General features: G+C 45.7%; 13 protein-coding genes. 4 read left to right on the top strand and 9 right to left on the bottom strand.

All coding sequences use genetic code 11. The features are described 5' to 3' along the window. Nucleotides 1-202 precede the first annotated feature (202 nt). Nucleotides 203-655, bottom strand: coding sequence for an acyl-CoA thioesterase (locus VHA02S_RS03910; RefSeq protein ID WP_017818419.1), 453 nt, complete (start codon nucleotides 653-655; stop codon nucleotides 203-205). Nucleotides 656-864: 209 nt separating this feature from the next. Here VHA02S_RS03910 and VHA02S_RS03915 point away from each other — a divergent pair, with 209 nt between their 5' ends. From VHA02S_RS03915 to VHA02S_RS03925, 3 genes are all read left to right on the top strand, one after another. Next, nucleotides 865-1,629 carry a ferredoxin--NADP reductase gene (locus tag VHA02S_RS03915; RefSeq protein WP_009697988.1) on the top strand — a complete coding sequence of 255 codons (765 nt, stop codon included), beginning with the start codon at nucleotides 865-867 and terminating at the stop codon, nucleotides 1,627-1,629. A 118-nt stretch (nucleotides 1,630-1,747) separates the two neighbouring features. After that, on the top strand, nucleotides 1,748-2,191 hold the full coding sequence (locus tag VHA02S_RS03920; protein ID WP_009697987.1) for an RDD family protein: 444 nt from the start codon (nucleotides 1,748-1,750) through the stop codon (nucleotides 2,189-2,191). Between the two features lie 126 nt (nucleotides 2,192-2,317). After that, entirely contained in the window at nucleotides 2,318-3,154 is an 837-nt protein-coding gene (locus VHA02S_RS03925) for an outer membrane beta-barrel protein (RefSeq protein ID WP_005453224.1), read from the top strand. Nucleotides 3,155-3,217: 63 nt separating this feature from the next. Here the strand turns inward: VHA02S_RS03925 and VHA02S_RS03930 are convergent, their stop codons facing one another. The 8 genes from VHA02S_RS03930 to VHA02S_RS03965 all read right to left on the bottom strand — a co-directional run bounded on the left by VHA02S_RS03930 (nucleotide 3,218) and on the right by VHA02S_RS03965 (nucleotide 12,162). After that, a complete protein-coding gene (locus VHA02S_RS03930) occupies nucleotides 3,218-3,889 on the bottom strand; it encodes a DUF2057 domain-containing protein (RefSeq protein WP_005453222.1) in 672 nt (223 codons plus the stop codon). Between the two features lie 193 nt (nucleotides 3,890-4,082). Continuing rightward, nucleotides 4,083-5,228: an AI-2E family transporter gene (locus VHA02S_RS03935; protein ID WP_005453220.1), complete on the bottom strand. Its 1,146-nt coding sequence runs from the start codon at nucleotides 5,226-5,228 to the stop codon at nucleotides 4,083-4,085. After that, entirely contained in the window at nucleotides 5,221-5,907 is a 687-nt protein-coding gene (locus VHA02S_RS03940) for a potassium channel family protein (RefSeq protein WP_005453218.1), read from the bottom strand. Before VHA02S_RS03940 ends, VHA02S_RS03935 begins: the two co-directional genes overlap by 8 nt. A gap of 19 nt (nucleotides 5,908-5,926) precedes the next feature. Further along, nucleotides 5,927-6,814, bottom strand: coding sequence for an HlyD family secretion protein (locus tag VHA02S_RS03945; RefSeq protein WP_005453216.1), 888 nt, complete (start codon nucleotides 6,812-6,814; stop codon nucleotides 5,927-5,929). A gap of 12 nt (nucleotides 6,815-6,826) precedes the next feature. After that, the gene (locus VHA02S_RS03950) at nucleotides 6,827-7,030 is read right to left on the bottom strand and encodes a DUF1656 domain-containing protein (RefSeq protein WP_005453214.1); all 204 of its coding nucleotides are present in this window, start codon (nucleotides 7,028-7,030) and stop codon (nucleotides 6,827-6,829) included. Next, nucleotides 7,030-8,715 carry a TolC family protein gene (locus tag VHA02S_RS03955; RefSeq protein ID WP_038899274.1) on the bottom strand — a complete coding sequence of 562 codons (1,686 nt, stop codon included), beginning with the start codon at nucleotides 8,713-8,715 and terminating at the stop codon, nucleotides 7,030-7,032. Before VHA02S_RS03955 ends, VHA02S_RS03950 begins: the two co-directional genes overlap by 1 nt. Before the next feature lie 10 nt (nucleotides 8,716-8,725). Then, entirely contained in the window at nucleotides 8,726-10,900 is a 2,175-nt protein-coding gene (locus tag VHA02S_RS03960) for an FUSC family protein (RefSeq protein WP_038899275.1), read from the bottom strand. A gap of 392 nt (nucleotides 10,901-11,292) precedes the next feature. Continuing rightward, nucleotides 11,293-12,162, bottom strand: coding sequence for a DMT family transporter (locus VHA02S_RS03965; RefSeq protein WP_038899276.1), 870 nt, complete (start codon nucleotides 12,160-12,162; stop codon nucleotides 11,293-11,295). A gap of 201 nt (nucleotides 12,163-12,363) precedes the next feature. Between VHA02S_RS03965 and VHA02S_RS03970 the strand changes: the two genes are divergently transcribed. Then, nucleotides 12,364-13,242, top strand: coding sequence for a 6-carboxytetrahydropterin synthase (locus VHA02S_RS03970; RefSeq protein WP_038899277.1), 879 nt, complete (start codon nucleotides 12,364-12,366; stop codon nucleotides 13,240-13,242). Nucleotides 13,243-13,252 lie beyond the last annotated feature (10 nt).

A 13,252-nucleotide genomic window follows, 5' to 3' on the forward strand; every position in this document is an offset into this window, starting at 1 on the left:
TCTCAGATTATATTGAGTTTATTCATTGTTTTATGGTTTGCAGCAAGCGGTAAGTAGGTTCTTAGTCTCGCCTTGGCTCGCTAGAATGACACAACTTTTCTTATCTCTTTGGCTGGAATAGTTCCTCTGCGTCATTCCCGATAGCGACGAAGGAGCACAGTCGGGAATGTCGATTCTAATCTCTCGCTTCTTGCCTCTTTTTTCACTCCAAATGATGCGTACTGCCCACGGTGCCTTCCAAGTCTAAAATCGACTGGCGGACGTGGTCTGGAATCGCGGCTTTTACATTGTTCTTAAAATCAAACATCACACCAGTAGCGGTCGCGATGGTCGCAATCTTGCCCCACTTCTTACTCAGCACTTGGTATTCCATCGTGATGCGATCTTCTTGCATGTCGATTACGCGTGAGCCAATCAAAAGCGTATCTGGAAACGTAACGGGTAGCTTATAGCGACATTGGGTTTCACTTAGAACCGGACCGATGTTAGATGTCTGCAAATCTACCAACAGATTAATCTTGTTGAAGTAGTCCAAACGCGCAGTTTCGAAGTAACGAAAATACACCGCATTATTGACGTGTTGCAGGGCATCCATCTCTCCCCAGGCGACTTTGATTTCCGTAATCACTGGGAATTCTTTTAATAACGTATCCATTACTCATGTTCCTTTTTCATCGACGTTGCCGCAATTTGCTAAGCGACTTATCACTTTGAGTATTTATTCTAGATGGAACTGATTAAGATGTAATAAAATTGTATGTAAAATGTGAAATGAATTAGATGCTTATTTTTGTAAACTAAAAACTTTACATAGTCAGTTGTGAGGCGTAGGTTTAAGTAAGCGTAACCAAAAGGAGATGTCCAATGACAGAACTGAAAGGTTTCAATCTTGCCAAAGTAGAAAAACGAATCGACTGGACAGGTGAGCTGTTCAGTTTACGAGTTTCCGGTGCGCCTCTCTCCTTCAAAGCCGGACAATTTACCAAACTCGCCTTGCTCGACGAACAGGGCAATCCCATTAGCCGTGCATACTCGGTGGTGAATGCGCCCAGTGAACAGTTCGAGTGGCTCGAATTCTTAGTCGTCGCGAACCCTGAAGGGCAACTGACGCCAAGGCTGCAACAGCTTCAAACTGGCGATAGCATTTATGTTGGTGAAACGGCTCATGGCGATCTTATCCACGATACCATTCCCAAACACGCAAACGATCTATGGCTGCTTTCAACGGGGACAGGCATTGGTCCATTTCTCTCTTTGTTAGACGACATCAATCTACTTCCACACAGCGACCACATTGTGCTGGTGCATGGTGTGCGTTACGAAAGAGATTTAGTTTACAAATACCTGATTGAGCAGCTCCAACAGCGATATGAAGGTCGTCTGCGTTATGTGCCGATTGTCAGCCGTGAGAGTATTCCGGGTAAGCTTCAAGGCCGCATTCCAGAGTTGATTGCGTCGGGAGAGCTTGTTAATCGTGCTGACTTGCCGTTTTCTAAACAAAGCAGTTTTGTGATGATGTGTGGTAACCCAGAGATGATCAAAGATACCTCTCCAGTACTGCAAGGTTTAGGCTTAGAGAAGTATCGTGCCCGAACAGGTGGCAATATCATTTACGAGAGATATTGGTAAGGTTTGATTGATATTTAACCATCTCAGTTCTGAGAGAGGGTCACAAATATGGCTTCTCACAATTGAGCGCCTTACAACCCATCCCTAGAATGCATCAGCTTGCATTTCAGGGGGAAGTATGTGGTGCTCAATTGCCGATAGAAGGCGAAGATTTATTGGTGGTTTCATCGATCTGATGATCGTGACTGGTTTAGTGCTTACAATCGCCTTGACCATCAATTCTGTTGTAAATGGCTTCGAACTTTCTTTGAGTGAAAACCTTCAATTAGTTAAGGACACAAAAGCAAGCTACGTGCTAACTATTCCTATGTTGATGATGGCGAATTGGAATTTTCTCCGTGAGGGGCAAACTGTTGGGATGCGTTTGGTTAGGATCAAAGTGGTGATGAAGAACGGTCACGACACGACGAAAGTGACCACGTCTTTACGATTGTGTATGAGCTATTTGATTGAAATGCTTATCCCGTTTACACCATTGGTCAACCTTGCTCTATTTTTATTTCACCCTGAGCGTCGTTTGTTGCACGATTTGCTTTCAGGTACCAAAGTGGTGAATTGTTAACTCAACTGCTGATTTGACGTTGAATGATCAGTTTCATGCAGAGTTGCGATCGAATCGTCTTTCCATATCTTTCTTCCTACGACTACACTTACTTCAAACATAAATTCAATCGCTTAGGACTCAAGGATGATGAACAAAGCTGGTTGGACAGTGTGCCTCGCTACTCTCATTTCTTCCGGCGTTGTTGCTGGAGAGTGGGAGATTGAAGCGGGGGGATTTTTCTCTCGCACTGACACCAAACTTAACGCCTACGACCCTTACCTCGACCAAATACGTACCATTGATTTCGAATCTGATCTCGATTTGAAAGAGTTTACCGTGCTGCCTTATGTTGAGGTGGAGTATTACTTCAATAAAAAACATAGCGTGTATCTTGATTGGCGTAGTTTGCACCGTGAGGCAACCCGCACAGCGGTAACCAAACCTTTTGAAATTACCGTTGATGGCACCACTTATGCGGTTCAAGCTGGCTCTAAGCTGACCACAGAACTGAACATTGATATTGCACGCCTAGGTTACGGTTATCAGTTTTACACCAGTGATAAATGGGCGGTGGATGTATTGGCGGGGCTGCACGTGATGTGGCTGTCATTAGGTTTAGATGGCAAGCTTGGCGCAAAAGTGAGTGGGGTGGATGAAATTCCAGTAATGTTTGTTGATGATGCGGTTTTAAATGATGTTACTGCCCCTTTGCCTGATTTGGGGATTCGAGCAGAGTATTCACTGACGCAAGACTGGATTTTAAAAAGCCACGCACAGGTGTTCTATTTAGCTGTGGATGATATAGAAGGCTATTTGTTTGAGGTGGACATTGGCGCAAAGTACTTCTTTACCGACCAATTCAGCATGACGGGTTCATTTAACTATTACGAAGTAGGGGTTGATTACGAAAGCGACAATTCTGCGCTCGATGTTACCTACCGATTCTATGGTCCAATGCTGACCATGGCGTACAAATTCTGAATTAAAAAAGCCACACAGGAGTGTGGCTTTTTGTATTGAATATTTCGTCTACCAGACAACGAGCTATTGCTTGTTGATATAGTCTTTAAAGCGCGCTTGTGTCTCAGCGTCTGCTTTTTGGTACCAGAAGTGCAGCATTTCTTCAGCCGTTGAATCTGCTTTCATCGTCGCAGGCTTAGTTTGCTTCATGTCTGATGGAATTGCTGCTGGAAGCGTTACAGGCTGAACGACCGCTGCAGTTGCAACGCCGATTGCCGCTACACCGCCTGCTTTATTGTAGTCTTCCACTTCGCGAACGTAGTCACGACCAATTTGCATACCTGGTTTGATTAGCTTGTCTTGCTCTACCGCAATTGCATTGCCTGAAGCATCAACCAGTTTCCAATCTAGGTCTTTGATTCTTTCTTCTGCTTGGCGAAGATCACGGTATTCAGGAAGCTGGAACGCTAGCTCAGCATCGGTTGCGTCGAAACGAGCTACGATAACGTCACTCTCAACACTTAGGCGATCATTGCCTTGGCTGAAGTAAGGTGCGTAGCGGAAAACAACTTGGTTTACACCGTCAGGCAGAGTGAATGATCTTTCAGAAGCAAAAAAGCCACCAGATAGTTTTACTTTTTCACCGTTAGCCGCATAGATTGAAACGTCGTCAGGAACGGTTACCGTCACATCCGCGAATGCCATGCCACTCATTGCCAAAGCAAGCGCGCAAGTTAAAGGCTTGATCAATTTCATTGTTTTTATCCTAAGCACTGTCATTAGTGGTCATCGAGATTGCATTGTTCATTGTCTGATTGCAACTCTCGAATGTTAGAAGATTGAAAATTTAACAAGAACGTCATTTTAATCTGATTCCAAGCGATGAAACTGTGAGCTAAATAGCTCAAACCGCTGCAAAGACAGCGGTTTGTTTCAAATGCTTGCAAGGTTAGATACCAGCGCCGTGACCAGATTCCGCTTGCGACGCTTCTTTCTCTTCGATGACCGCTTCTTCTTGCTGTTGTGCTTTCTCTATGCTCAACCACCATACGAATAGCTCATACCAAATCGCTAGGATAACGGCACCTAAGAACAGACCAACGATGCCGTAGAAGAGCATGCCGCCAATGGCACCAAGAAGAATCACAGGCATCGGTACATCAACACCGCGTCCCATTAGCATCGGTTTGAACAGGTTCTCTGACAATGCCGCAACCACAACCCACACAGTGAACATAGTCGCAGTGCTGGTGTCTTGGGTCATGTACATGTAGCCAATTACAGGCAGTACGGCAAGCAGTGCGGGAAGCTGTGCGATACACAGGATCATCAGAATAAGTGTGAGTAGACCTGCAGCAGGTACGCCGAAGATGAAGAAACCTGCACCAATCAATAGCGCTTGAATCGCAGCGACACCAACCACGCCAAGCAACACACTCTTAATGGTTGCGGCGATAAGTGTTGTCCAGCTCTTGGCGTTGTCGCCAGCGGTGCGAACGGCAATGGTGCTAAGACCTGATGCCAAGGACTCTGAGTAAGTCATAAAGCCAGCAGCAATCGCAAGCGATAGGATAGAAAGAAGCAGACTACCCAAAGCACCGCCTACCATGCCAAGTAGAGACGTTAAGCCTGACTTGATTTGTGGCATAAAGGTTTGAATTGCTTTCTCTAAGTTTGTCGCGAACAGCGTCCATACTTCGTAAAGCTTGTCACCGACAAGTGGCCAATCAGCAACAGAAGGTTTTGGACCAGGGATTTTGATGTCGCCATTTTGCAATACTTCTAGTGCGTGCGTTGCGCCATCAACAATGGAGCCTGATACCATCACTAGAGGCGTGACCAGTAGGGCGATACCCAACAACGCAATTGTCGTTGCAGCGAGACCTCGTTTACCACCGTACACTCTTTCTAGTTTTTTACAGATTGGCATCAATGCAACCGCGATGATCGCACCCCAAATCACAGGAAGAATGAAAGGTTTGATAATGTCATACGTAAACATCAGCAAGACTAAGATCAAGCCGATACGTATCGCAGATTCCACCATATTACTGATGAAAATCTTACTCTCTGTTTTTTCCGATTGTTTATCCATTTTTGTTTACCTGATGTTCAATGTTGGAACTGACGAGACTTGAAACAACAATCGCCATATAAAACACGCCTACAATGGCCTCTAAATACACAACGACTTGTGCCAATGGTGTTAGAGGGCTGATGTCGCCGTAACCTAACGTGGTTAAGGTGACGAAACTGAAATACGCTGCATTAGAGAAGTTCTGACCCCAAGAGATGGCTTCCATCCCGGTGAATGAGTTTGGAGAGAACTCAAGAAGGATGAGATAGGCAATTGCCCACATCAGTCCCAGCAGCAAAAATAGGGCAACCGAACCAATGACTTTGTTGGTGTTCACATGCCCAGTGAACAGAATCTGTCTTGCGATGGATTTGAATGTCCCGAAGAAGAAGGCGAAGGTGAGGGCGAGCATCACCACGTCCATTTCTTTGATACCGAGAGCGGCTTTAATACCAATCACCAATACCCAAGTACCGAGCAAGGTATAAAGAAAACGTGACCAGTTTTTGTCAAAGCGTAAGCTCGCCATACAGACGATAAAAGTGATGATGGTGAACCCTTGTAACAGGTGTTCCATCGCTCCTTCTCCTACAACCTGTACAAACGCACCGCCAATTAAGAGCCCGATTAACGCTAGGGTCAGATAGAAGAAGTTATTTTCTTCATTGATGTTTTTGAGTTTTTTTCCGATAGCCATGGTTATGTCTGTTTAACTCCTATTCTTGCTCTTGTGATGAGTCCTTCATCACCATGATGGAAGCAGAAAGACCAAAGCGTAGGTCGACGCCTTCTGGTAATTCATGCAATGACACGCGAACGGGAATGCGTTGGGCTAAGCGAATCCACTGGAATACAGGGTTCACATTAGGGAGAAGGTTGTAGCCAACGGTGCCGTCTTTAGGGGCGATACCCCAACCGATGGAATCCACCGTAGCGTCGATAGGTGTGTCTGGGTGAGACATCAAGGTGACACGAGCTTCATTGCCCGGAGCAATTTGAGCCAATTGGTTTTCGCGGAAGAAGCCAAAGACCCAGAAGCTGTTTTTGTCGATAAGTGCCACTAACGGCTGGTTTGCAACCGCTTGTGTACCGTCACGGATATCTAGGTTCGATACAAAGCCATCAACCGATGCGTACACTTTGGTGTAACCAAGGTTCAGGCGCGCAGACTTAAGCTGTTCTTCTGCTGATTTGATTTGCAGTAACGATTCTTCGTAGGTGATTTCGCGACGAATGAGATCTTTGTGAGAAACTGCGCCTCGGTCTTTGGCTCGGATGTCTTTTAAACGATCGTATTCGATCTTTTTACCGCGTGAACTGACGATGGCTTTCTCTAACGCCACTTCTGCTTGTGATAGGGCAACGTCGTAAGTGGTTGGATCGATCTCAAACAGCAGATCGCCTTTCTTCACTTCTTGGTTGTCCATCACGGCAACATGAACGATAGGACCAGATACACGAGGTGCAACCTTGATAACGTTCGCACGTACCTGACCATCGCGGGTCCATGGGTTATTAAAATACTCTTCGAACTTCTGATAGCCGAACCACGCCGCGCCACCAAGAATGACAAGATTGAGTGCAATAACGAGTAGTTTTTTCATCTTGTTGGGCACCTAAAACTGTATATAAAAACTGTCGATGGCCACCACGTAAAACACCATGATGGCAATGAATGTCAGAGACGGAAATGCAATGAAGCGTGACAAGCGTGTCTTGTTCAAGATGATCACCGTTATCCATGTGGCAGTGACGGCAAGAATCAGCACCAGTAACAAGGGAGAAAAGTAAACGTCCCCCCAAGAGAGTTCGTGTGGCATTACTGCACCTCCCCATCTTGCTCGGAACTATTTTTCTGGGTACTTAGTTGCTCGGCACTGTCTGCTTGCGCTTTGTCTGAAGATGGCTCGATGCGAATTGGTGGCAGAACACGTTCTTCTTCATCCAGCAAACCATCCCAATCGCTGCGGTCTTGCATCTGTTTAGCGACGGTTTCAGATAAAAATGGTTTACCTGTTTGAGCCTCCCATCCACCGCCGAGCGCTTTGTAAAGTGCCACAACTTGGTTTGCGACGTTACCTTTGATGGTGGCGTAGCTGTCTTCTGCGCGAGTCATCTTTTCTACTGAATTCAGAAGACGCTCAAAGGAAATCTGACCGTTTTCGTACTGCGTCATCGATATATTGAACGCGCGAATCGACGAATTGACCGATTGCAGACGCAGCGATTTTTGCTCCAAATACAAGTCATAAGCTTCCAGTGCATTAGTCACTTCATTAACCGCTTGCAGCACCTTCTTGTTGTAGTTGGTCAGCGTTTCTTGAAACTTCGCATCTTCAAATCGAATGTTGTTTTTCACTCGTCCGTATTGGAAGATATTCCAACTGAACGTTGGACCTACCACCATGGTTAACGAGTCACTGAAACTGAAGCTGCTGCCATCTGGAACCGTGCTATCGATACCTATAGAGCCGAACAGAGAGAAGCTTGGGTACAAGGCTGTTTCGGCAACGCCAATCTGAGCACTCTGAGCACGAGCTTGCATTTCTGATACTTGAAGATCAGGTCGGCGCATCACCAAATTTGCATCCACTTTGTTATCCAGTAGAGGTGGGCGAGGTACGATGGAGCGTTCGTCGTTGCCTGATAGTGCGGGTTTTCTGCCTGAGGATTTAAACTGGTTTTCGTAATCCGCCATCCGCTGAGCAAAGCCATCAGATTGCAACAGCTTTTCAACGTCTTCTGGCAGCACACCCAACAGCAATGCTAATGCAGTGCGCGACTGCTTCATTGCAATTTCAAGCGAAGGTTGCGCCGCTTTAGTATTGAAGAGCTGGTTTTTCGCTTGCTGAACGTCGAGCTCGGTTACGTTACCAGAATCAAATTGCACCTGAGTAATATTCACTACGCGCTCTTGGATCTCGATGTTTCGACGAGAGAGTAAAATACGCTCTTGAAACGTGCGGTAGTTGATGTAGTTGCGTGCCACTTCCGCAGTGATGGTCACCATGATGTCGTGGTAAGACGCAATCGACGCATAGTAGCCAGCTTCAGCAGATTCAATGCCACGCGCGTATTTGCCCCAGATGTCCATTTCCCACCCTGCATCAAATGACAGTGCGGCGTTATTTACACCTTGGTCGTTCACATAAGCTCTGGCTAAGTTACCGGAGACAGTTTGCACTTGTGGGTATTGCAATCCTGTGGAGATGCCCAATAGCGAACGTGCTTGGACTATGCGCAAACCCGCCGCCTCAAGATCGAGGTTTTGTTGGCTCGCCATCTCAACCAGTTGGTTCAGTGTTGGATCGTTGAACTGCTGCCACCACTGCTGCAGTTTTTGCTCGGATTGCTGTGTGTCATGCGCCGCTTTTTCTAATGACCAATCACTTGGCAAGGCGGTTTGCTCTGGATGGACGTAATCCGGACCCAAAGTCGTACACGCACTCAATCCGAGTACAGAGAGTATGGCGAGGCTAGGTTTAGTTAGTTTTAGAAGCATCATATCCTCACCTTTAAAACCGCTTCTGACGTAAGTTCACCCAATCGATATCCTCGTAGGTTTGCTTGCATTGGTTTATTGCTTCGAACACGTTCCGTTTTAAATTCAGCAAGATATAAAAACCGGCTATCTCTGAATAAGCGTAGTCAGATAAATCCAACTCACTAAAGAATTCTTCCAGTTTATTTTCAAAGGATTGGTAATCTTGGCTGTATTGTTCGAACACAGAATTGAGCTCGTCGGTCGTCTGATGGCTTGCTAGTGCGCCAGCCATCAGAGGTAATATGGAATCGGTATGCTTGCCGCGTAACTGTTTGATAAGTCGGTTACTTAACAGCTTTTGTTCGGCAGCAATCAAAATGTTGACGTGGTTACTTAGGGCATTGCATGACTTGCTGAATGCGCCGATGGTCTCTGGCGGCGTTTTATCAAATAACTTGTGGTTGATCTTTGAGCCCCAAACCATCAGTTTTTTGGAAGAGACGTTTAGTGTCACCAAATGCAAAGAACGTTTCAGCTTTTTAAAAGAGGACTCAGATTGTTGGTGATAGCTAGCAAATAGGTCACCAACATGCCTGAAATACCGCTCTTTCAGCGTTAAGAACAAATGCTCTGGACGTGAACTGAAAGGGAAGTAATGAGCGAAAATGATCATGAACACCACCATGTAGAACAAGGTCATGATCGTCATTAGGATGCCAAAGTGATAGGTCATATTGTTGTCGAGACCGAGCACGAACAAGCCAATCATATAGAAGATGGTCACCGGTCCTTTGAATAGATAGAAACCGATAAAGGTATAGATAAAGATGAACAAGCCCAGTTCGGCACCTAGCTCTAAACCCGGCAAAATAAAGACGTACGAAGGCACTGCAAATAGGAAGCCAAACGTAAACAAAATCAGCAACATGAATGGGTGAACAGGTACAAACGACAGCAGTGACATAAAGATGGTTGAGAAGGTAACAAACGAGTAGCCACCTGGCGGGTTGAAATAAATCCAAATTAACCCTGCCACCCAGTAGGTGGTGAAGGTTTTCACTGCGGTTTTGAAGTTCTCAGCATCCCACCAAAGGAACTTACTCTTCTGCTTCGGCAATTCTTGCTTAAACGACACATTGTTGGTCACAGAATCAATACAGCTAATGCTCTCAGCTAAGCGAGACAAGCTTTGGTGCATGAGTTTAAGTAAGTGACCAAGTGTGAGTGCTGAGCCTTTCACAAGGTGAGACGCGTCTGCCAGCGCCGCTTGGTTGTATTCGATGTTTAATTCTTGAGCTCGGTAAGCCGCTCCCTCGTTGGCCCACATCTCTTGACTGATCTTGAACAGTTGTTGGATTTCTTGAGTCGCTTGATCAAAGTTGTTGATACAGCTTCGGTCTTGCTGGTGGCTAAAGTGACTATGTGCAGCCACGCTAAGCTCTTGAGTGATTTGCTTATTGAAGTGGACCGCGAGTTGCCACTCTTTCATATAGGCCGAGACATCACTGCACTCGACGCTGACGGTTGCAAAGCGTTGTTCTAGCGCGTTTTGTGCGGCGAATACTTTTTCTAACAACTCATCGATGGTTGGTGACGGTGCTTCATCGTTTTCAGTCGCTTCCACATTGGTGACCACATCCTGTTGTAGCGCTGTTTTTTGTTCGAAGTTTTGCAAAATGGCATTAAACAACGCTTGTTGAGCTTGATTCAGTTGCTCAATGAGCTGACGCAGATTTTGCTCTGTCTTGGTCGGCCATAGGAATGTGCCCACTAAGGTGTAAAGCACTACACCAAAGATCGTCATGTACGCGCGATCAACGCCATACATGAATGCGCCTTCTGCATCTCCACCATTCGACATCATTAAGACCATTACGCCAGTTAAGGCAAGTAAGGTCGGGTCTTTTTGGTACGCGTTGCGGAAATAGAAAATAAAGGAAACAACGACAGAAACGCTGAGCATATACAGCAAGCGATCTTGGGCAAACATGCCGACAAGCAACAAACCGATTACCGCACCTACTAAAGTACCCAGCACACGCAATGTGCCTTTGGCGAGAGACTCACGTCGACTACCGGTAGAAGCGATTAACATGACTGTCGTAGCCGCGGTAGATGCTTGCGGCCAACCCATTGCAAACGGGATCAGATAAGCCAGAGTTAGGCTAAGCGCTACTTTTGTGGCGAATTTGATTTTCTCGTTCATAGTGTCAACGTTAGCTCAGGCTTATGCTTGTAAGTGGATGAATTTATTCAATCAATAATCAGAATTTCGTTCTGAAAAAATTGCGGACGCGGAATATAGCGATTGAAATGAAGAGGTTTGTAAATCCTTTGTCAAAACCCAATCGGACTGAAAAGCCTAAATCGTTCTTCGAGCCCCGTTGCTCATAGCGTGGGAGGAAAAACGACCAAGAAAACGTTTAACTAGAAAGTCTCATTACTGATACAGTTTTGCAGGAATTATCAAACCAAATTTCTATTCAAGGCTCATCGCCAGCATGTTAGGTCTTGCTCACTTCCAAATTATTGTGAAAACAAGTGCCTAACAAAAAGCATAGATGATGAGGAATAAGTTGAGAGGGAAGTTTTTGTTTTTTACTGGCTTGTAGATGTGGTTTTGGATTTTTGGGAGCGAGATAAAAAGACCAATGCAATGCCGCCAAGAATGATAGCACTGGTTATTAACGAATGTAGGGTCAGGGCTTCACCTAACAATATGCTACCTAAAATCAGAGCGATGGCAGGAACAGAAAGCTGGCTAACCGCTGCTTGTAACAGAGATAACTTTTGCATTACCTGATACCAAAGTACATAACCAAAACCTGAGGCGATGGCACCCGATGCAATGGCTAATAATGTACCTTTTAAGGTTACTTGAATTGAATCTAATAACAGTGGGGAAAGTAAGAGTCCTAAGATGGAAGCGGTAATGAACCCCCAAGTAATCCCACTGCTCGGAGTTGGGGCGTGTTTACCTAGAGCGGTGAAGCCTGCCCAGCAGACACCGGAAAGTACCATCAATACAGCAGACCAGACATCTGGTCGAGTTGCCGATGGCAGCATGAGCCAAGCAAACCCCGCTAACGACACCGCAATGCCTAACACTTCGAGCGATTTAAAGCGCTGCCCTTGCCACCAATAAAGGGCGAGTAAGGTCAGCTGTACAGCACCAAAAAGTAACAAGGCTCCGGTTCCAGCTGCTAGTTTTATATAGGCGTAAGAAAACAGGGCGGCATATCCAAATAAGGCTACTCCTGCAAACAGACTGAATTTGGTTGTCGGTAGCTGGCTGCGAAAGTTTCCTCTCAGAAGTAGGATGGCAACTAAGGTGACTGCACCAGAGAGTAAACGGATAAGGGTGAAGCTGCCCGCGTCTATGAGACCTGCTGCTAATGCTAAGCGACACAGCAGTGAATTGGCAGCAAACGCCAACATAGCAATCGCGGTCAGTAAAAATGTCGACATTCCTTATCCTCAATCCTAAGCAAGATACGCAGTGTAGCGCAAACATAAGAAGCTAATTAGTTGATAAAGTGATTAGTTATAGCTGAAAACGCACACTCATGGTGCATTGAGATATCGAAGTCTTGCCAAATTGAGTGAAAATAGTAATTGTTATAACATAACAATTTGGTTCGGTAATAAATACAGAATGAGGAATTCGGGTTGAATCTATTTGTTAATGATCTCACGGTTATTGATGCATCGTACTTGTGTGAAAAACGAGGCATGGTCGGCGAGAGCTGGATTCTGGATGTCGTAATGCATGGCGATCTCAATGAGATGAGCATGGTGCTGGATTTCTCGAAAGTGAAGAAGCAAATCAAACAATTGGTCGATCAATATGTTGATCACCGTTTGCTTGTTCCCGTAAATAATGACGCGGTGGAAACCACAAGTATTCAATCAGGCTATTCCCAAGTCGACCTTATGCGTGGTGAAAAGGGCATTCATCTACATTGTCCGGATGAAGCCTTTTGCTTTGTTGATGCTAAAGAAATCTCAATAGAAAGCGTGACGAAACACATTCACCATGTTCTACAAGGTCATCTACCGAGCAATGTGGCATCGATTGATGTGACCTTGCGTCATGAAAAACTCGATGGCGCTTACTATCACTACACCCACGGTTTAAAAAAACATGATGGTAATTGTCAGCGTATCGCACACGGACATCGTTCACCGATCCAAATCCTAGTGGATGGGCAGCGTGATATCGAACGCGAGCACGCTTTTGCACAGCGTTGGCAAGATATCTATCTCGCCTCCATCGAAGACTTAGTTGAAGTTGAGCATTTAGAGTTGAGTGAACACGCTAATGGCAGCAGTAGCGATACCCACTTTGGCTTTCGTTACACCACGTCTCAAGGGGACTTCCAGTTAGCGATTGCACACAGTGAAACCGAAGTGCTGAACACGGATACAACGGTGGAACTGCTTGCCGTATTTATCGCTAATGAAATTGCTCCTTCATTAAATGAGGGGCAGTCACTGCAAATTATCGCCTATGAAGGTGTGGGAAAAGGAGCGATGGCGTTTCGCTAAGAGGGCGCTG

The organism is Vibrio harveyi NBRC 15634 = ATCC 14126 = KCTC 12724 (genome assembly GCF_001591145.1).
Taxonomy (GTDB): Bacteria; Pseudomonadota; Gammaproteobacteria; order Enterobacterales; family Vibrionaceae; genus Vibrio; species Vibrio harveyi.

Coding starts and splice junctions, on each gene's coding strand:
- VHA02S_RS03960 (WP_038899275.1), bottom strand. CDS start 10,900: ATGAACGAGAAAATCAAATTCGCCACAAAAGTAGCGCTTAGCCTAACT.
- VHA02S_RS03910 (WP_017818419.1), bottom strand. CDS start 655: ATGGATACGTTATTAAAAGAATTCCCAGTGATTACGGAAATCAAAGTC.
- VHA02S_RS03935 (WP_005453220.1), bottom strand. CDS start 5,228: ATGGATAAACAATCGGAAAAAACAGAGAGTAAGATTTTCATCAGTAAT.
- VHA02S_RS03945 (WP_005453216.1), bottom strand. CDS start 6,814: ATGAAAAAACTACTCGTTATTGCACTCAATCTTGTCATTCTTGGTGGC.
- VHA02S_RS03915 (WP_009697988.1), top strand. CDS start 865: ATGACAGAACTGAAAGGTTTCAATCTTGCCAAAGTAGAAAAACGAATC.
- VHA02S_RS03930 (WP_005453222.1), bottom strand. CDS start 3,889: ATGAAATTGATCAAGCCTTTAACTTGCGCGCTTGCTTTGGCAATGAGT.
- VHA02S_RS03950 (WP_005453214.1), bottom strand. CDS start 7,030: ATGCCACACGAACTCTCTTGGGGGGACGTTTACTTTTCTCCCTTGTTA.
- VHA02S_RS03955 (WP_038899274.1), bottom strand. CDS start 8,715: ATGATGCTTCTAAAACTAACTAAACCTAGCCTCGCCATACTCTCTGTA.
- VHA02S_RS03925 (WP_005453224.1), top strand. CDS start 2,318: ATGATGAACAAAGCTGGTTGGACAGTGTGCCTCGCTACTCTCATTTCT.
- VHA02S_RS03965 (WP_038899276.1), bottom strand. CDS start 12,162: ATGTCGACATTTTTACTGACCGCGATTGCTATGTTGGCGTTTGCTGCC.
- VHA02S_RS03920 (WP_009697987.1), top strand. CDS start 1,748: ATGTGGTGCTCAATTGCCGATAGAAGGCGAAGATTTATTGGTGGTTTC.
- VHA02S_RS03940 (WP_005453218.1), bottom strand. CDS start 5,907: ATGGCTATCGGAAAAAAACTCAAAAACATCAATGAAGAAAATAACTTC.